The organism is Polaromonas sp. P1_F4 (assembly GCF_056405675.1).
Window position 1 is genome coordinate 52,952 of record NZ_JBFUBP010000017.1, and the last position, 16,679, is coordinate 69,630.

Consider the following 16,679-nt stretch of genomic DNA (forward strand, 5'->3'; position numbering starts at 1 on the left):
CGCGGCCCCTGCTGGGTTTGCGGGATTTGTCGCACTGCGCATGGAGTGCACGCCGTAAACTTGTTAATTCAGTGGCTATCCACAGCAGGAGACAGAGCATGCCGATTACCAAAGGATTCCGCGCACTGGTTAACGAGGCCATGGCGCAGGTCAAAACCTATTCCGTTGCAGAGGCCAGGTCAAAACTCGGCGACCCCAAGGTACAGATCGTCGACATCCGCGATGTGCGCGAGCTGGCAGCCGGCACTGTGGTGGACAGCTTTCACGCGCCGCGCGGCATGCTTGAATTCTGGGTAGACCCCGAGTCGCCATACCACAAGCCCCTGTTTGCCGACGAAGGCAAGGAGTTCATCCTCTTTTGCGGGGCAGGCTGGCGCAGCGCCCTGGCCACCAAGACCCTGCAGGACATGGGCATGCGCAATGTGGCCCACATCGACGGCGGTTATGCCGAATGGGTGAAGCAGGGCGCGCCCACCGAAACGCTGGAAGAGCGCAAGGCGCGCGCCAACAACAACGCCTGCGGCTGATGCGCAGGTGATGCCGAGCCCGTCACCCTCTCAGCCGTGCCCCTGCGGCCGCACCGGTCCGGCCAAAAAGCCGTTGCCGTTCGCAAATTGCTGTGGCCGCTACCTTGGTCACTTCGACACCGTGCCCGCGCCCGACGCCGAGTCCCTCATGCGTTCGCGCTACACCGCCTTTGTGCTTGAACGTGCCGACTACCTGCTCGCCACCTGGCACGCCAGCCATCGGCCCGCTTCCATCGAGTTTGATCCCGGCGTGAAATGGCTGGGCCTCGAAGTTCGCAGCCATCGCCAGATTGTAGACACCCACGCCGAAGTCGAATTTGTCGCCCGCCAGAAAAGCCCCGGCAGCCCGGCCGTTCGCCTGCATGAGCGCAGCCGCTTCGTGCGTGAAGAAGGGCATTGGTACTATGTCGACGGCGACATTCAATAAAGGAAGCGGGCATGTTCAACCAGACCGTGCGCGGCATGTACTGCCTGCGCTGCAGCAGCCGCAAGGTGGTGCGCGGCAATTTCGAAGCGGAGCGGTTCTATCCCTTGCGTGGCTTGCTGCGCTCCCTTGTCGGCAAGCCGGTGCTTTTGCAAAACCAGCATTCGCATGCCTGCATGGACTGCGGCCTGGCCTGGAATGAGGTCGACACGACCGAGCTACGCAAAAACCTGCGCGCCTATGGCCTGGCGCCGCACAGCACTGGTGTGATGAACGCGGTGCATGGCCAAGAGGGCCAACAGAGCCAAGGGCCGGACATCAGCCTGTGACGAAGCTGGCCAACCCCATAGAAAAGAAAGCTGACAGATGAAGTTTGATGCCGTGTTATTTGACTGTGATGGTGTGCTGGTCGACAGCGAGCCGCTGACCAACGGCGTGCTCCGCGACATGCTCGAAGAGCTCGGCTGGAAGCTCGGCTCGGCCGAATGCATGGCCATGTTTGTCGGCAAGGCCGTCAAGGACGAAGCCGCCACCATCGAAGCCCACACCGGCAAGCCGCTGACCGAAGCGTGGATGCTGGAGTTTCGCGCCCGCCGCAACGAAGCCCTGGTCGAGTCGCTGCTGGCCGTGCATGGCGCAGTCGAGGCCGTCAGCCAGATCCACACGGCCTACCAGGGCCGCATCGCCTGCGCGTCCGGCGCCGACCGTTTCAAGGTCGAGCTGCAGCTGGAAAAGTGCGGCCTGATGCCTTTCTTTGAGGGCAACATCTTCAGCGGGCACGAGCTGCCGCGCTCCAAGCCTTTCCCGGATGTCTACCTGGCCGCCGCCGCCGCGCTAAGCGTAGACCCGAAGCGCTGCGCCGTGGTCGAAGACACTGTTACCGGCGTCACGGCCGGCGTGGCGGCCGGCTGCACGGTGTTTGGCTACAGCCCGCCCGAGCTGGGCCACGACGCGCCCGCAGCCCTGCGCGCCGCCGGTGCGGTGCATGTGTTCACCGCCATGGCCGACCTGCCCGCGCTGCTGGCCTGAAGCGCCGCAGTTTTTTTGCCAAAAAGATGTCGATTCCGGTCGATTCCATTCGTCGTAGAGGTGTCAGCAACCACTTTTTGAAGGAAACACCGTGAAATACCTTTGCCTCGCCTATTACAACCCCGCCGAATTCGCCGCCATGCCGCCCGCCGACATGCAGGCCCTGGTCAGCCAGTGCCCGCCCAAGGACGCCCAGCTCAAGGCCACCGGCCAGCTGCGCGTCAGCGCCTCGCTGGGCGAGCCCGCCATCCGCCTGCAGCCGCGCGGCAGCAAGACGCAGAAGATCGACGGCCCGTTCACCGAAGCCAAGGAGCTGGTGGGCGGCTTTTTCATCATCGACGCTGCCAACCCGGACGAAGCCGTGAAAACCGCCTCGCTGCACCCCGCGGCCACGCTGGGCGAGCAGGCCGGCTGGCGCATCGACATGCACCCCATCGATTTCTTTGAGCAGTACGACGGCAAGGCCTGACGCGGCTGGGCGGGCGTCTGACCGGCCTTTTTGGGCCATTTTCAGGCACAAAAAAGGCCTCTGACCCAATAACAACGGGCGCAAGCAGCTATTGTTTTGATAGCGTTTCCGTGTGAACTGAAAACTGGCCTGAGAGCCTTTTGAGCGCCAAAAAGTGTCAAAAACAGGCGTTTTCAGGCATCAAAAGTGCCTGCAGCCCAATGGGAATCTGCGCGACCAGCTATCAATTTGATAGTAACTTCGCGCACTTGCTGGCTCCCTCAAATCTGCACCCGCGTCCCCAGCTCAATCACGCAGTTGTTGGGCAGCTTGAAAAACCCCGCCACGCTGCCTGCGTTGCGCGACATCAGGGCGAACAGCGCCTCGCGCCAGTGCACCATGCCCGAGCCGCGCGTGGGCACCACGATTTCGCGGCTTAAAAAGTACGAAGTCTCAAACAGGTTGATGGGCAGGCCCTGGGCCTTGCACAGCTCCAGCGCTTTCGGAATGTCGGGCGTGTTCTTGAAGCCGTAGTTCACCTCTACCCGCCAGAAGCCCGGCGCCAGCGGCTGCACCTGCACGCGTTCGGTAAACGGTATCCACGGCACTTCATGAAACACCACTGTCAATATCAGGTTGCGTTCATGCAGCACCTGGTTGTGCTTGAGGTTGTGCATCAGCGCCTGCGGCACCGTGTCGGGGTTGGCCACCGCATACACCGCAGTGCGCTGCACGCGGTTCACGCTGTCGGCCGACAGCGCCGTCACAAAGGGCAACAGCTCCGGGTCGTCGTGGCGGATGCTTTCTACCAGCAGCTCGCGCCCGCGCCGCCACGTCGCCATCACGGTGAAGATCGCCACACCCATCACCAGCGGAAACCAGCCGCCCTGCATGAACTTCAGCATGCACGACACCACCAGCAGCAGGTCAACCGCCACAAAAGTCACTGTCGCGGCAATTGCCAGCGGCAAGGGGTAGCGCCAGCCCTGGCGTATGACAAAGAAAGTCAGCAAGGTGGTGATCAGCATGGTGATCGTCACCGCAATGCCGTAGGCCGCCGCCATGGCAGACGAGCTGCCAAAGCCGAGCACCGTGGCCAGCACGGCCGCCAGCAGCAGCCAGTTCACGCCCGGCATGTAGATTTGCCCGGCCTCGCGCGCTGAGGTGTGCAGCACGCTCATGCGCGGCAGCAGGCCCAGCTGTATGGCCTGCCGCGTCATCGAATAGGCGCCTGAAATAACAGCCTGCGATGCAATCACGGTGGCCAGCGTGGCCAGCACCACGGCGGGAATCAGCCAGGCCTCGGCAAACATGCGATAGAAAGGGTTTTCCAGCGCAGCCGGGTCGCGCATCAGCAAAGCGCCCTGGCCCATGTAGTTGATGGCCAGCGCCGGCAGCACCAGGCCGCCCCAGGCAAACTGGATGGGCCGCTTGCCGAAGTGGCCCATGTCGGCATACAGTGCCTCCGCGCCGGTAAAGGCAAGCACGATGGCGCCCACCGCCACAAACATGTGCCAGCCCTGCGCGCTCAAAAAGCGAATGGCGTTCAGCGGGTTCAGCGCGGCCAAAATGCCGGGCTGCTGCGCAATCTCAATCGCGCCGGTAAAGGCCAGCACGCCAAACCAGAGCACGATGACCGGGCCAAACAGCTTGCCGACCAGGCCCGTGCCAAAACGCTGCACCGCAAACAGCCCCACCAGCACCGCCATGCACACCGGCAGCACGTAGGGTTTGAGCGCGGGCGTCACCACCTCCAGGCCTTCGACCGCGCTGAGCACCGAGATCGCCGGGGTGATCACGCTGTCGCCGTAAAACAGCGCCGCGCCCAGCACGCCCGTCAGCAGCAGGGCCGTGCGCGCTTTCGGGTTGTGCCCTGCCGCCTTGGCCGCCAGCGCGGTCAGCGCCATGATGCCGCCTTCGCCGTTGTTGTCGGCCCGCAAGATCAGCAGGATGTACTTGAGCGTGACGATCATCATCAGGCCCCAGAAAATCACCGACACCGCGCCGATGAGGTGAGGCGCATCCAGCGGCACGCCCGTGGCGGGGCTGAAGATTTCCTTCATGGTGTAGAGCGGGCTGGTGCCAATGTCACCGTACACCACACCCAAGGCGCCCAGCGTCAGCGCCGCCACGCCTTCGCGGTGGCCTTTTTTACGCGTGTTGTTGTTGGCGGCTGTGGCCTGGCCCTCTGCAGCAGCATTCGCAGTCGTTGCGACATTTCCCATACATTCCATCCCTCAGTGAAGAAGCCCTCACTGTCGGCCGGCGGGCATCAGGAAAGCATAAGTGGGCGTAAGCTGGGGCTTTTCAGTCCACCGCCAGCCGGTAACCCACGCCGGTTTCGGTCAGTAAATGCCGGGGCTCGGCCGGTTCCTGCTCAATCTTGGCGCGCAGCTGCGCCATGTAGAGGCGCAGGTAATGCACGTGCTCGGTGTATTCGGGCCCCCACACGTCGGCCAGCAGCTGCCGGTGCGTCACCACGCGGCCCGCGCTGCGAACCAGCCGCGCCAGCAGCTTGAACTCGGTGGGCGTCAGGTGCAGCGTTTCGCCGTGCAGCTGCGCGGTGTGCAGCGTCAGGTCCACACGCAAACCATCAAGTTCATGCACCGTTACGGCCGCAGCCAGGGCCGTGCCGCGGTGGCGCAGCGCCACGCGTATGCGCGCCAGCAGCTCGCTCACGCTGAAGGGCTTGGTCAGGTAGTCGTCGGCGCCCGCGTCCAGCAGCTTGATTTTTTGCGCTTCCTGGTGGCGGGCCGACACCACCAGAATCGGCAGCGAATGCTTGCGCCGCACCTCCTGCACCAGCTCGGCGCCGTCGCCGTCGGGCAGGCCCAGGTCCAGCACGATCACGTCGGGCGGGTCGTTGCGCACCAGCGCGGCGGCCTCGCTCAGCGACACGGCCGTCTGCACCTCAAAGCCTTCCACCGAGAGCGAGGCGCGCATCAGCTCGCGCAGGTCGCGGTCGTCTTCCACCACCAGAAGGCGCAGGCTCATGGCTGCATCCCCGCGGGTTGCTGTGCTTCGATGGGCAGCGTCAGCGTGAAGACATTGCCTTCACCTGGTTCGCCAACATCACGGCGCGACGATAAAGTGAGCCGGCCCTGGTGCGCCTCTGCAATGGCACGGCACAGCGCCAGTCCCAGGCCCGCGCCGCGCGGGCCGGATTGGTCACCGCGTGCATAGGGCGCAAAGATGGCCTCGTACTTGTCTTTTGCGATTTGCGGACCGCTGTCCTTTACCGCCAGCCGCAGCGTGTTGCCTTGGGCCTCCACCGACAGCGCAATCGCGCCGGTGCTGTACTTGAGTGCGTTGTCCAGCAGGTTGTCGACCAGCTGCGCCAGCAGCACAGGGTCAGCCCTGATCAGAGGCAGCCCGGCCTGCACGGCCGAGGTGATGCGGCGCTGCGTATCGCGCTTGCGCACGCGCGCCAGCACCGTGCCGACAATTTCCTCCGGCGACTCCCATTGCCGCGCCGGCGGCTGCGCGGTGTTGGACAGCTGCACCAGTTGCAGCGTGTTCTCCGTCACGGTCGAAAGGTAAGCCGCCTCGCTCACAATGCTGCCCAGCAGCCGCGCCTGCTCGGCCGGGGCCAGCTTGTCGCCCTGCGTCTGCAGCGCTGATGCCGCACCCACCACGGCCGCCAGCGGCGTGCGCAGGTCATGTGAAATGGCCGCGAGGAAAGTGCTTTGCACCTGCTGGCGTTGCGCCTCGCCCTGCGCCGCCTGCATCGACTGGCTGAGCTGCAGCCGCCACAGCGCCTGCCCCAGCAGCGCGCACAGCGCCTCGGCATGTTCGCGCCCGCCGGTGTCGTATGCCGGTGCGGGCTCTACCCGCGCGGCGCCATGCATCTGCGCCTTGTCGCCCAATGGCAGGTACCAGGCGTTCAGCCCTGGCCAGCGCCCGGTGCCGGGGCCCAGCGTGGCCGCTTCGCGCATGCAGCACTTCATGCCATCCAGCACTGAGGGCTCCAGCACGGCGGCATTCGAGAGTTCGCCGCCGGCTTGCCGTGTGCCCAGCAGGCAGGGGCCTTCAAAGGCCTCGTCCAGCGCCGCCTGGCCCAGTGCCGCAATTTCTTCAGCGTTTGCTGCAGCTGCCAACTGTGTGGCCAGGCCCTGCAGCTGGCGCGCCCGCTCTTCGTTCAACCGGGCCACCGCCGTTTCGCGCCGCAGCCGCGCAGACAGGTGGCTGATGGCCAGCGCCACCAGCAGCATGCTGAAAATCGCAATCAGGTGATCCCGGCTCTCCACCTCAAAGGTAAAACGCGGCGGCACAAAAAAGTAGTTCAGCGCGGTCACGGCCACTATCGCGCAGGTCACGGACTCCTTCCAGCCCATGGTGTAAGACACCACCACCACGACCAGCACATACAGCATGGCCTGGCTGGCAATCGTGACTTGCCTGTCTAGCAGCAGCCCGCCGCCGGTGGCGGCCGCCAGCAGCAGGGCCACGATGGCCCAGTGGCGCAAACTTGTACCGGTGGCGGGTGTGGGTTCAGCAGCTTTCATCATCAGAAGCCCAGCGTACCATCGGCCGCATCAGGATTGCATCAGGAAGCCTGGCGGGGTGTGGCGATGGGCGTGGTGCACCGCAAGGTGCCCAAACCGCCCAAATTCTTGACCTGTATCAACTTTTACCCATAAAAAGTGCCTTCAGCCCAATAGGAACCTGCGCGAGCAGCTATGAAATTAATAGCGAATAGACCCCCACGGCACAGCCTTCCCGCGCCTTGTTGCCTCCCGCGAGCACACATAACCCCACTGCCAAAATCGCCCCATCCTGTTAAGCTGGCTGCCCGACTTTTAATAACGATCTGAGAGACAACACCATGCCCGGACTCCTTCCCAACGTTGACCCTGACGGCTTGCTCGAGTTTTCGGTGGTCTACACCGACCGCGCCCTCAACCACATGTCAAAAAGCTTCCAGGGCGTGATGAGCGACATCTCGCGCATCCTCAAAGACGTGTACAAGGCGCACGCCGTGGCCCTGGTGCCCGGCAGCGGCACCTACGGCATGGAAGCCGTGGCCCGCCAGTTTGCGGGAGGCAAGCACGTCATGGTCATCCGCAACGGCTGGTTCAGCTACCGCTGGACGCAAATCTTTGACATGGGCCACATCCCCGCGTCGCACACCGTGCTCAAGGCCAAACAGACCGGCCCCGGCGCGCAGGCCCCCTGGGCGCCCGCACCCATCGCGGATGTGGTCGCGGCCATCGCCAAAGAAAAGCCCGCGCTCGTTTTTGCCCCGCACGTCGAAACCGCCTCCGGCATGATCCTGCCCGACAGCTACCTGCAGGCCGTGGCCGCGGCGGTGCATGCCGTGGGTGGCCTCTTTGTGCTCGACTGCATCGCCTCCGGCGCCATGTGGGTCGACATGAAAGCCACCGGCGTAGACCTGCTCATCTCTGCCCCGCAAAAAGGCTGGAGCAGCTCACCCTGCTGCGCCATGGTCATGCTCAGCGAGCGCGCCCGCGCCGCGATAGACAGCACCGCCAGCTCCAGCTTTGCCTGCGACCTGAAGAAGTGGATGCAGATCATGGAAACGTACGAAAACGGCGGCCACGCCTACCACGCCACCTTGCCCACAGACGCCCTGACGCGCCTGCGCGCCGCCATGAAAGAAACGCAGGACTACGGCTTTGCCAAAGTCAAAGCCGAGCAGGAAGCCCTGGGTAGCAAGGTGCGCAAACTGTTTGAAAGCCGCGGCTTGCCCAGCGTGGCCGCCGAAGGCTTCAAGGCCCCGGGCGTGGTCGTCAGCTACACCACTGACCCCGACATCCAGTCCGGCAAAAAATTTCTTGCCCAAGGTTTGCAAACCGCCGCCGGCGTGCCGCTGCAGTGCGACGAAGGCGCAGACTTCAAGACCTTCCGCGTGGGCCTGTTTGGCCTCGAGAAGTGGCACCAGTCTGACCGCACCGTCGGCCAGCTCGCCGCCGCACTCGACCAGATCGGCCTGACCGAGAAGGCGCGCCAGGCTGTCGCGGCCTGAGCGGCTGTTTCTCATCGGGAGCTTCGGCTCCCTTTTTTATGTCCGCTTTCCGTTTTAATCCATCCCTTTATCTATTCATTCCTAAAGAGACGTGTCCATGAAATGCGCTTTGGTCGGTTCCCGTTTTTTCGCAGCCTCGGTGTTTGAGGCGCTTCGCAAAGAAGAAGGCATTGAGTTCACCAGCATCGTCGCCCCGGCTGAAGACGACCGGCTGGCGATTGCCGGGCGCGCCGCCGGCATCCCCGTGCATGTGCTGGCCAACCCCAAGATCGTGCCCGGCGAGGCGATTGCTGAAGGCACTGAACTCATCATCGCCGCGCACACCCATGCCCGCGTGAGCGACGACGCCCTCGCGCGCTCACGCCTGGGCGGCATCGGCTACCACCCCTCGCTGCTGCCACGGCACCGCGGCATCGCCGCCGTCGAGTGGACGATTCTGGAAGGCGACCCGATTGCCGGCGGCTCCGTCTACCACCTGGCCGACGGCTGGGACGCGGGCGCCATCGCCGCGCAAGACTGGTGCTTTGTCAAAAAAGGCGAAACCGCCCGCGAACTGTGGGAGCGTGCCCTGGCACCCATGGGCCTGGCGCTGCTCAGCAAAGTCGTGCACCACGCCCGCCTGCAAGGCAGCCTGCCCGCCGATGTGCAAGACCCGGCCTTCGCCACCCGCGCCCCCATGCTGCGCAAGGCTGTGGTGCTGACCGAAGAGGTCTCGTCCGCCAACACATCGTTAGTCGTTTCCATCGTCGGCACTGATCGGCAAGGCATCGTCAGCGCACTGGCCGACAAAGCCCAACGCTTCGGCGCCAACTGGGCCGCCAGCCGCATGACACGCCTGGCCGGTGAATTCGCCGGCATGGTCCACTTCGAAGTGCCCCGCGAAAACGCCGACAACCTCGCCAACTCGCTGCGCGGCCTGCAATCCAGCGGCCTGCAAGTCGTGGTGGCAAAAAGCGATGGCGCCAACACCCCCGCCGCGCTGCGCGTGTTTGAGCTGGAGCTGGTAGGCGAAGACCGCCTGGGCATCGTCAGCAACCTGACCAAGATGCTCGCCGAGCGCGGCATCAGCATTGAAAGCATTCACACCGATATCGTGCGCAGTGGTGTCTCAGGCAAACAGACCTTCAAGGTTGAGGCGCATTTGCTGGTGCCGGCCAAGTTGTCGGTGGAGGCGTTGCAGAAAGAGCTGGGCACCTTGGCCAGCGAGATGATGCTGGATATTGCGTTGGGAGAGCGGCAGGTTGCTGGCTAGTGCTAAACAACCCACTGAATATGACCAGGCGGTTCAATTTAGACGTAATCGAAACACCCGAAGAGCGAAAAGTTCGCGCCCTCAACTGGGTCTTCGAGTGGGTCAACGACCGTACAAAAGTCGATGATTTCCCTGCACCCAAGCACATCAATACGGTGGTGTATTCGAATGTGCCTCTCAAAGATGTTGAGCTCAGGCCGTACGAAGACATTGTGTGCATCAGTGATGCCGGGTTCTATGTGTGGCGTGTTCCATATTCGGAGCCTGGTGCCCCCCGCAGGCTTTGCATTTCACTTGCGACATTTGCGGATCTCATTCGCCTTTTGGTTCAGCCCAGAATAGTCGAGGAGTACACCCTGCGGCGATTTGTGGCTGAGCCTGAGCTTGCCGGCCGGTACAAGTTGACGCGCAACGAATGCGAGCGATTGAAGAAGGAAGAAGGCACGCTGACCAGGAGAGACCTCGAGGAGTTTCTGAAGCCGTATCCAGAAAACTATCAACTCTACAAAGCCCTGCAGACGGGTGATTTGAAAACCATTGAGTTTTGCGCCCAAAATGGTGACGGCAAATTTGCGAATACTGAGCGCAAGTCCATTCTTCAGCATGCTGAAAAAATGCACTCTGGCAATGTGCGTGAGATCACCGAATCAAAACAAATATTGATGACCATGGTGCTTTTTGCCGCGGTTGACTATGGCAGAGACTGGGAAAAAGGAATCGGGTGGGAGAGCGCTGAGTTGCGCGAATGCCAAACCCGGCGCAGCGAATACGAGCGAGAGGTTGCCGGCCCACTGGCCAAGGAATACTTTTCGGGCGTATTGGCCGATTTCTGCCAGACGGAAGATGTGCTCACCATTGAGAAGACGATATTCGGTGCGTACAGCCCTGGCACTCCTTCGGACTACCTGGTCATGATGGGTGATATGTCTGGCTGGTATGACCGAGGCTAAAGCAAGAGGTAGCCGTGATCGAAGTTTTCGTGGGTGTATTGCTTGCAGCCTCAGTTCAAGCAATGCTAAAAATACTGAAACCCTGACCAGCGACCGCATAAGCATTTGTTCATGACATCAACGACAAGCAGCATGTTCATGACTATCTTGCTTTGGCGTTCAAGATGTCGGCGAAGACGTGAGGAGGCCAATTGCGTGCCCATTTGAAACAGAAAATAATCGATGTTTGCGAAAACAAAATCAAAGAGAAAGGCGAAAACGTCGGCGTGTCTTTCTACGCGTTTTTTGCCAACAAGAATGACAACCCGGAGCTCCTGATGGAGGCCGCAAAATGGTGGATCCAAACGCACCGGCTGGACCACTTTGAGAAAGCGTTGAAGATCAGGCGTCTGGTTGAGCAGGAAGTGATCGATTGAGAAACCGCGCCTTGATGTAAGCGTCCTCCAGGGCCATATCCGCCCCAGGCACCCTCTCTTTTTTCAGACGAACCCCAAGACGGCTGACAAGCCGCCTTCAAGGATGCCAGCGCGACACCGCCCGTGGCGTGTGAGCCGACTTGCTTCCGGCGAGTGCATACGACAGCTGGTTCGCCGCGCGGATGACGCTCTTGGCGTGCTTCATCAGTTTGGTTTTTGACAGCCGCGCACTCGGGCCCGAGATGCAGATAGACCCCAGCAATCGCCAGTTAAGGCCGAACACCGGCGCCGCCACACTGGCCACTTCGGCTTCGCGTTCGCCCATCGAGATCTGGTACCCCTGCTCACGGATCGACTCGTAGGGTTCTCCCGCTGCGCCGCTGAAGGCCAAAATCACACGCCCTGGTGCGCCCTTGTTCAGGGGCAGCCTTTCCCCGACACGCACGTGGTGCCGCACCGATTGCGGTCCTTCGACACGCGCCACGCAGGCGCGAATGTCGCCTTCGCGCACGTAGAACGACGCGCTTTCGCCGCTTGCCTCCACGAGCTCGTGCAGCGTGGGCTCGACGATCCGGTTGACGTCGAACCCGGCCTGGTAGCGCGCACCCAGCCAGCCGGCGGCCGGCCCCAGCCGCCACTGGCCGTCGTCGGCCTGCACCATGTATTGCGACAAGGCCAGCGTGCGCGCCAGGCGCAGCGCCGTCGTCTTGTGCATGTGTGAGCGCCGGCTCAATTCCGCCAGCGAAAGCGTTGACTCGCCCACCTCAAAAGCTTCCATCAGCGAGAGCGCCCGCGTCACCGCGATGACGCCGCCGCCCGTCTCAACCGGCTCATTTGCTGGATCGTTGCGCATGCCGCACCATGGTTCACTGTATGAAACGGTATTGTATGGCGTGCAACGCGCGCCTACAGTCACACCCATACCGCAGCTATTGTTTTAAAGCGGAGCCTTGGAGACATATTCATGAAACTTTCCCGCCGTTGCGTGCTGGCCGCTGCCATCGCGTGTTCCCTGGCCACCAGCGCCTTTGCGCAGGCCTGGCCCACCAAACCCATCCGCCTCGTCGTCCCGTTTCCGGCCGGCGGTGGCACCGACATCATCGCCCGCGAAGTCACGAACAAGATCACGGGCTCGGGCTACACCTTCATCGTTGACAACAAGCCGGGATCGGGCGGCAACCTCGGCGTAGACGCCGTGGCGAAGTCGCCGGCAGACGGCTACACGCTGGTGCTCGGCCAGACCAGCAACCTGGCCATCAACACCAGCCTGTACCCCAAGCTTCCCTATGACCCCGTGAAGGACCTCACGCCCGTGAGCCTCGTGGCGAGCGCGCCGCTGGTCATCGTCGTCGCGGCGGATTCGCCGTACAAGACGCTTGCCGACATCGTTGCGGCGTCCAGGGCCAAACCCGGCTTCCTGAACTACGCGACCTCCGGCAACGGCACCGTCGCGCACCTTGCAACCGAATCCTTCCAGAAAGCAGCAGACGTCAAGCTCACGCACGTGCCGTACAAGGGCGCGGCGCAGGGCGCCACCGACCTGATTGGCGGGCAGGTGCAGCTCTATGTGTCCTCTATCCCCACGCTCATCGGCCACATCAAGAACGGAAAAATGCGCGCCATCGCCGTCACGTCGGCCAAACGCACCGAAGACCTGCCGCAGGTGCCGACCATTGCCGAGTCCGGCTACAAGGGCTTTGAGGCCGTGACCTGGTTCGGCATTGCCGGGCCCGCGAACCTGCCGAAGGAAGTCGTCGCCAAACTCAACGCCGACATCAACAAGGCGCTGCAGGCGGCAGACCTGCGCAAGAAGCTGCGCGACCAGGGCGCCGACGTGGAAGGGAGCACGCCGGAGCAATTCAGCAAACTGATCCGGGAAGACATCACCCGCTGGGGCAAGATCGTCAAAGAATCCGGTGCGAAAGTAGATTGACATGACACAAGACATCATCCGCAAGTTTGACCGCGTGCCGGCCGCCGTTGTGCGCGAGGCCGCTAAATTCCAGCCCGCCATCCTGGCTGACGTGGCCGGCCGCCGGGGTGCGATGCACGGGCACATCAAGGCATTGCGCCCCCGCATGAAATTTGCCGGAACGGCCTTCACCGTTGAAGTTCGCCCTGGTGACAACCTGATGATTCACGCGGCCATGTCACTGGCGCAGCCGGGTGACGTATTGGTCATTGACGGCAAGGGCGACCTCACCGCGGCATTGATGGGCACCATCATGATGACCGCCTGCAGACAGCTGGGCATCGTCGGCGTTGTCATTGACGGCGCAGTGCGGGACACCCTCGAAATCGACGAAATGGATTTCCCTGTCTTTGCGGCCGGGTACAACCCGAACGGCCCCACCAAAACCTGCCCGGGCCGCATCGGCCACCCCGTGACGGCAGGCGGCGTCACCGTGCATGCGGGCGACTTCGTGATGGGTGACGCGGACGGCGTTGTTGTGGTTGAACGCGAGAAGATCGAATCCCTGCTGCCGGCCGCTGCGAAGAAGGTGGCCGACGAAAACGCACGGATAGCGGCGATCAAAAAAGGCGACACAGCGGCCAAGTGGCTGGAATCAGCATTGCGCAGCGCCGGTGTGTTGAAAGAAGGCGAGTCGCTGTGAGCAACGGGAAACCTGTCATGAAGCCCGTCATGAAGCCCGTCATGAAACCGGTCATTCTGGTCACTGCTGCAGACCTTGCACCAGAAGCGCTGGCGCTTCTGCAGGGTTACGAAGTCATCTACGCCGGCAAGACGCCGACAGAAGAAGACATCGTCGCCCTCTGCCAGCGATACGACCCGGTGGGCATCATCGTGCGCTACAGCAAGGTGGGTGCTGCCGCCATCGCAGCGGCGCCGTCCCTGCGCGTGATCTCCAAGCACGGCAGCGGCACCGACACCATCGACAAGGTGGCCGCCGCCGCGCGGGGCGTCGAAGTGCGTGCCGCGGCCGGCGCCAACGCCAATGCCGTCGCCGAGCAGGCCCTGGCATTGATGCTCGCCTGCGCAAAATCGATTACGGTGCTGGACGCCCGCATGCGCGCCGGCCACTGGGACAAGGCCACCCACAAAAGCGTGGAACTGTATGGCAAGACTGTCGGGCTTGTGGGCCTGGGCGCCATCGGGCTGCGCTTTGCACGCATGGCGAGTGCACTGGGCATGGAGGTCTTGGGCTATGACCCTTACGCCAAAGAGTTGCCGGAATTCATGACACGGGTCGAGCTCGAAACGCTTTGGCAAAACGCCGACGTGATTTCATTGCATTGCCCGTTGACCGACGAGAACCGCAACCTGCTGGACGGCGCCACGCTGGCAAAGTGCAAGAAAGGTGTGATCATCGTCAACACGGCGCGCGGTGGACTGGTAGACGAGGCCGCTTTGCTCGAAGGCCTCCGCAGCGGACAAGTCCATTCTGCGGGCCTGGACAGCTTCAGCGTGGAACCCATGGCGCCGGGGCACCCCTTCCAGAACGAGCCGGGCGTCATCCTGAGCCCGCACATCGGCGGTGTCACGAGCAACGCGTACGTGAACATGGGCGTTGCGGCGGCGCGTAACGCGCGAAGCGTGATTGAAGGCGTTACCGCTGGGGCTTTGACTTAGCTTTTGATTGACGCCGCCTGGGGCATGCGCCCCAGCCCGGCCAGCGCCTTTCGCTTTTACTGCGGTACCAGGCCGGCGGCTTTCACCAGATCGGCGTGGATGCGGATCTCTTCTGAAATCACTTGTGCCAGGGGCTTCGCCTCATCGGGTGCCGGCTCCATGCCGATTTCCAGCAGTTTGGTTTTGGCATCGCCTCTCAGAAAAGCCTTCGCGGATTTACTGATTTTGTCGATCACGGGTTGCGGCGTTTTGGCGGGCACCAGCAGGCCGATCCATGCCGACAGCACCACATTGTTCACGCCGCCTTCACGCAGTGTGGGAATGTCCGGCGCAGAAATGGCGCGCTTTTCACTCAGCACGCCCACCGCGTGCAGCTTGCCCGACTTGATGTGCGGAAGCGCCTCCGGCAGCGGGGCAAAGGCCATGTCCACCACGCCGCCAATCAGGTCGGTAATGGCCGGCGCACCGCCCTTGTAGGGAACATGCAGCAGCTTCGCGCCGGTCTGGCTTTCAAACATCAGCCCGGCCAGGTGCTGCGGGCTGCCGTCACCTGAAGAGGCATAGGTCAGCTTGCCCGGGTTGGCCTTGGCCGCCGCCAAAATGCTGGCCGGCGTTCCGTACTTCGCCTTGTCGTTCACCACCAGCACCATGGCCTGGTTCACCAGCTTGGTCACGGCCAAAAAGTCGGTTTCGGGGTTGTAGGGCAGGGTTTTGAAAATGCTCTTGTTCGTCGTCAGAAAAGACGCCGGCGACACCATGATGGTGTAGCCGTCCGGCGCCGCCTTGGCCACCACCGGCACCCCAATCTGCCCCGAGCCGCCGGCCCGGTTGTCCACCACAAAGGGTTGGCCCAGGTCAGTGGTCAGCTGCTGGCTGACCTGGCGCGCCACCATGTCGACGCTGCCGCCAGCCGGCAGTGCGACGATGACCTTGACCGGGTGGCTGGGGTAGGGCTCTTGCGCGAAGGAGGGAGCGGCGAGCGCCAGACTGGACGCGGCGCAAAGCGCCAGGCGGGCGGTGCGGGTGAATGACATAGGTCGCTTTCAGAGTTGGGGGTGCCGGGCGTCGCCAGTTCATGCTCTGAAAACCTTGCTCCGCCGCAATAGTAGGGAATGCAAGTTGTATGCCTGCAGGCGGGTTTGGAGCTGACTAGGAGGCGAAGACCGCGTGGGCCTCGTCAGCAACCTCACCAAAATGCTCGTCGAGCGCGGCATCAGCATTGAGAGCATTCACACCGACATCATGCACAGCGGTGTCGTCGGCAAGCAGACCTTCAAGGTAGAGGCGCATTTGCTGGTGCCGGCTAATTTGTCGGTGGAGGCGTTGCAGAAGGAGCTGGGGACGCTGGCCAGCGAGATGATGTTGGATATTGCGTCGGGGGAGAGGCAGGCTGCTGGGGAGTGAGATGTGGCCTATGAATTGCTTCAACGCTTTCCGACGTAGACGCTAAGGCAAGTTAAACTGAGTGAGCATCTCGTCCCATGTAAGCCCATACCGACTTCAAAAACTTAATCTAAATGGCTCGCAGCGATCTATTGGTAAATCTCGTTAAGGCGGCTGCGTCGGCGGACAGTCGCCTCCTTTGTTGAATTGCACTGAAGTCTGACCCGAGTTTTCCATCGAATCTTGACCCACACTCTTTGTGAGCAGAAGGTGCTCACGATGTGGATAAGTTCTTGATCTTCTCCTTTTTGGGCTGAGTCTTTGCAGAGCTGTTTTTGAACCGATAGCTGTCGTTTCCAGTCTCAAGGATATGACATCTGTGGGTGAGCCGATCCAGAAGAGCAGTCGTCATTTTTGCATCACCAAAGACACTCGCCTGTGTGGATCTGCCTCAAAGTGCGCCGCTGTTTCCGCGATTTTGTTGCCTCGATTACCAGCCAGGTGGCCAGCTTCTCGGCGTAGGGATCGAGCTTGCTTGAGCTGACCCGTCTTGGGTACTTAGGCTCGCTCTCCTCTGATCGCAGGTGCTTCTTCACGGTGTTGCGAGCCAGGCCTGTACGCCTTGAGATCTCGCGGATGGACATCTGATCCCGCAATGCCCAACGTCTGATG

The 16,679-nt window shown here is 62.3% G+C and carries 18 protein-coding genes and 2 pseudogenes; 13 read left to right on the forward strand and 7 right to left on the reverse strand.

The genetic code is table 11. The features are described 5' to 3' along the window. Positions 1 to 98: 98 nt before the first annotated feature. From AC1DYQ_RS22635 to AC1DYQ_RS22655, 5 genes are all read left to right on the forward strand, one after another. Positions 99 to 527 carry a rhodanese-like domain-containing protein gene (locus AC1DYQ_RS22635; RefSeq protein WP_477688683.1) on the forward strand — a complete coding sequence of 143 codons (429 nt, stop codon included), beginning with the start codon at positions 99 to 101 and terminating at the stop codon, positions 525 to 527. A 10-nt stretch (positions 528 to 537) separates the two neighbouring features. Continuing rightward, a complete protein-coding gene (locus AC1DYQ_RS22640; protein WP_477688684.1) occupies positions 538 to 954 on the forward strand; it encodes a YchJ family protein in 417 nt (138 codons plus the stop codon). An 11-nt stretch (positions 955 to 965) separates the two neighbouring features. After that, positions 966 to 1,280: a hypothetical protein gene (locus AC1DYQ_RS22645; RefSeq protein WP_477688685.1), complete on the forward strand. Its 315-nt coding sequence runs from the start codon at positions 966 to 968 to the stop codon at positions 1,278 to 1,280. A 37-nt stretch (positions 1,281 to 1,317) separates the two neighbouring features. Then, entirely contained in the window at positions 1,318 to 1,980 is a 663-nt protein-coding gene (locus tag AC1DYQ_RS22650) for an HAD family hydrolase (RefSeq protein WP_477688686.1), read from the forward strand. Positions 1,981 to 2,071: 91 nt separating this feature from the next. Further along, the gene (locus AC1DYQ_RS22655) at positions 2,072 to 2,449 is read left to right on the forward strand and encodes a YciI family protein (protein ID WP_457282846.1); all 378 of its coding nucleotides are present in this window, start codon (positions 2,072 to 2,074) and stop codon (positions 2,447 to 2,449) included. A gap of 260 nt (positions 2,450 to 2,709) precedes the next feature. Here AC1DYQ_RS22655 and AC1DYQ_RS22660 read toward each other — a convergent pair whose 3' ends face one another. The 3 genes from AC1DYQ_RS22660 to AC1DYQ_RS22670 form a co-directional block, all read right to left on the reverse strand. Beyond that, positions 2,710 to 4,653: a potassium transporter Kup gene (locus AC1DYQ_RS22660; protein ID WP_477688687.1), complete on the reverse strand. Its 1,944-nt coding sequence runs from the start codon at positions 4,651 to 4,653 to the stop codon at positions 2,710 to 2,712. Between the two features lie 82 nt (positions 4,654 to 4,735). Then, positions 4,736 to 5,422, reverse strand: a complete 687-nt coding sequence (locus tag AC1DYQ_RS22665) for a response regulator (RefSeq protein ID WP_457282848.1) — start codon at positions 5,420 to 5,422, stop codon at positions 4,736 to 4,738. Continuing rightward, complete coding sequence (locus tag AC1DYQ_RS22670; RefSeq protein ID WP_477688688.1) at positions 5,419 to 6,933, reverse strand: sensor histidine kinase; 1,515 nt, start codon at positions 6,931 to 6,933, stop codon at positions 5,419 to 5,421. Before AC1DYQ_RS22670 ends, AC1DYQ_RS22665 begins: the two co-directional genes overlap by 4 nt. A gap of 320 nt (positions 6,934 to 7,253) precedes the next feature. On the opposite strand from AC1DYQ_RS22670, the gene AC1DYQ_RS22675 reads away from it, so the two are divergent. From AC1DYQ_RS22675 to AC1DYQ_RS22690, 4 genes are all read left to right on the forward strand, one after another. Beyond that, complete coding sequence (locus AC1DYQ_RS22675) at positions 7,254 to 8,414, forward strand: aminotransferase class V-fold PLP-dependent enzyme (protein ID WP_477688689.1); 1,161 nt, start codon at positions 7,254 to 7,256, stop codon at positions 8,412 to 8,414. A 97-nt stretch (positions 8,415 to 8,511) separates the two neighbouring features. Further along, positions 8,512 to 9,666: a formyltransferase family protein gene (locus AC1DYQ_RS22680; protein WP_477688690.1), complete on the forward strand. Its 1,155-nt coding sequence runs from the start codon at positions 8,512 to 8,514 to the stop codon at positions 9,664 to 9,666. 20 nt (positions 9,667 to 9,686) lie between these two features. Continuing rightward, on the forward strand, positions 9,687 to 10,616 hold the full coding sequence (locus AC1DYQ_RS22685) for a hypothetical protein (protein ID WP_477688691.1): 930 nt from the start codon (positions 9,687 to 9,689) through the stop codon (positions 10,614 to 10,616). 191 nt (positions 10,617 to 10,807) lie between these two features. Further along, positions 10,808 to 11,032 (forward strand): DUF6500 family protein, encoded by a 225-nt coding sequence (locus AC1DYQ_RS22690; RefSeq protein WP_477688692.1) that lies wholly within the window; start codon positions 10,808 to 10,810, stop codon positions 11,030 to 11,032. A 97-nt stretch (positions 11,033 to 11,129) separates the two neighbouring features. On the opposite strand, the gene AC1DYQ_RS22695 is transcribed toward AC1DYQ_RS22690, so the two are convergent. Continuing rightward, positions 11,130 to 11,885: an IclR family transcriptional regulator gene (locus AC1DYQ_RS22695; RefSeq protein ID WP_477688693.1), complete on the reverse strand. Its 756-nt coding sequence runs from the start codon at positions 11,883 to 11,885 to the stop codon at positions 11,130 to 11,132. A gap of 111 nt (positions 11,886 to 11,996) precedes the next feature. Here AC1DYQ_RS22695 and AC1DYQ_RS22700 point away from each other — a divergent pair, with 111 nt between their 5' ends. Genes AC1DYQ_RS22700 through AC1DYQ_RS22710 form a run of 3 tightly spaced genes read left to right on the forward strand, consistent with a single transcriptional unit; the run spans position 11,997 to position 14,624 of the window. Then, positions 11,997 to 12,965, forward strand: a complete 969-nt coding sequence (locus AC1DYQ_RS22700) for a Bug family tripartite tricarboxylate transporter substrate binding protein (protein ID WP_477688694.1) — start codon at positions 11,997 to 11,999, stop codon at positions 12,963 to 12,965. Between the two features lies 1 nt (position 12,966). After that, complete coding sequence (locus AC1DYQ_RS22705) at positions 12,967 to 13,647, forward strand: RraA family protein (RefSeq protein ID WP_477688695.1); 681 nt, start codon at positions 12,967 to 12,969, stop codon at positions 13,645 to 13,647. Between the two features lie 17 nt (positions 13,648 to 13,664). Further along, a complete protein-coding gene (locus AC1DYQ_RS22710; RefSeq protein ID WP_477688696.1) occupies positions 13,665 to 14,624 on the forward strand; it encodes a hydroxyacid dehydrogenase in 960 nt (319 codons plus the stop codon). 56 nt (positions 14,625 to 14,680) lie between these two features. On the opposite strand, the gene AC1DYQ_RS22715 is transcribed toward AC1DYQ_RS22710, so the two are convergent. Beyond that, entirely contained in the window at positions 14,681 to 15,658 is a 978-nt protein-coding gene (locus AC1DYQ_RS22715) for a Bug family tripartite tricarboxylate transporter substrate binding protein (RefSeq protein WP_477688697.1), read from the reverse strand. 133 nt (positions 15,659 to 15,791) lie between these two features. On the opposite strand from AC1DYQ_RS22715, the gene AC1DYQ_RS22720 reads away from it, so the two are divergent. Next, positions 15,792 to 16,028 (forward strand): ACT domain-containing protein, encoded by a 237-nt coding sequence (locus tag AC1DYQ_RS22720; RefSeq protein ID WP_477688698.1) that lies wholly within the window; start codon positions 15,792 to 15,794, stop codon positions 16,026 to 16,028. A gap of 253 nt (positions 16,029 to 16,281) precedes the next feature. Here AC1DYQ_RS22720 and AC1DYQ_RS22725 read toward each other — a convergent pair. After that, positions 16,282 to 16,452: pseudogene (locus AC1DYQ_RS22725) on the reverse strand (ATP-binding protein); the annotation flags it as partial. Continuing rightward, positions 16,448 to 16,678: pseudogene (locus tag AC1DYQ_RS22730) on the reverse strand (IS21 family transposase); the annotation flags it as partial. The pseudogenes AC1DYQ_RS22730 and AC1DYQ_RS22725, both read right to left, overlap by 5 nt. Position 16,679: the final 1 nt, after the last annotated feature.

Coding starts and splice junctions, on each gene's coding strand:
- AC1DYQ_RS22635 (WP_477688683.1), top strand. CDS start 99: ATGCCGATTACCAAAGGATTCCGCGCACTGGTTAACGAGGCCATGGCG.
- AC1DYQ_RS22640 (WP_477688684.1), top strand. CDS start 538: ATGCCGAGCCCGTCACCCTCTCAGCCGTGCCCCTGCGGCCGCACCGGT.
- AC1DYQ_RS22645 (WP_477688685.1), top strand. CDS start 966: ATGTTCAACCAGACCGTGCGCGGCATGTACTGCCTGCGCTGCAGCAGC.
- AC1DYQ_RS22650 (WP_477688686.1), top strand. CDS start 1,318: ATGAAGTTTGATGCCGTGTTATTTGACTGTGATGGTGTGCTGGTCGAC.
- AC1DYQ_RS22660 (WP_477688687.1), bottom strand. CDS start 4,653: ATGGGAAATGTCGCAACGACTGCGAATGCTGCTGCAGAGGGCCAGGCC.
- AC1DYQ_RS22665 (WP_457282848.1), bottom strand. CDS start 5,422: ATGAGCCTGCGCCTTCTGGTGGTGGAAGACGACCGCGACCTGCGCGAG.
- AC1DYQ_RS22670 (WP_477688688.1), bottom strand. CDS start 6,933: ATGAAAGCTGCTGAACCCACACCCGCCACCGGTACAAGTTTGCGCCAC.
- AC1DYQ_RS22675 (WP_477688689.1), top strand. CDS start 7,254: ATGCCCGGACTCCTTCCCAACGTTGACCCTGACGGCTTGCTCGAGTTT.
- AC1DYQ_RS22680 (WP_477688690.1), top strand. CDS start 8,512: ATGAAATGCGCTTTGGTCGGTTCCCGTTTTTTCGCAGCCTCGGTGTTT.
- AC1DYQ_RS22685 (WP_477688691.1), top strand. CDS start 9,687: ATGACCAGGCGGTTCAATTTAGACGTAATCGAAACACCCGAAGAGCGA.
- AC1DYQ_RS22695 (WP_477688693.1), bottom strand. CDS start 11,885: ATGCGCAACGATCCAGCAAATGAGCCGGTTGAGACGGGCGGCGGCGTC.
- AC1DYQ_RS22700 (WP_477688694.1), top strand. CDS start 11,997: ATGAAACTTTCCCGCCGTTGCGTGCTGGCCGCTGCCATCGCGTGTTCC.
- AC1DYQ_RS22705 (WP_477688695.1), top strand. CDS start 12,967: ATGACACAAGACATCATCCGCAAGTTTGACCGCGTGCCGGCCGCCGTT.
- AC1DYQ_RS22710 (WP_477688696.1), top strand. CDS start 13,665: ATGAAGCCCGTCATGAAGCCCGTCATGAAACCGGTCATTCTGGTCACT.
- AC1DYQ_RS22715 (WP_477688697.1), bottom strand. CDS start 15,658: ATGTCATTCACCCGCACCGCCCGCCTGGCGCTTTGCGCCGCGTCCAGT.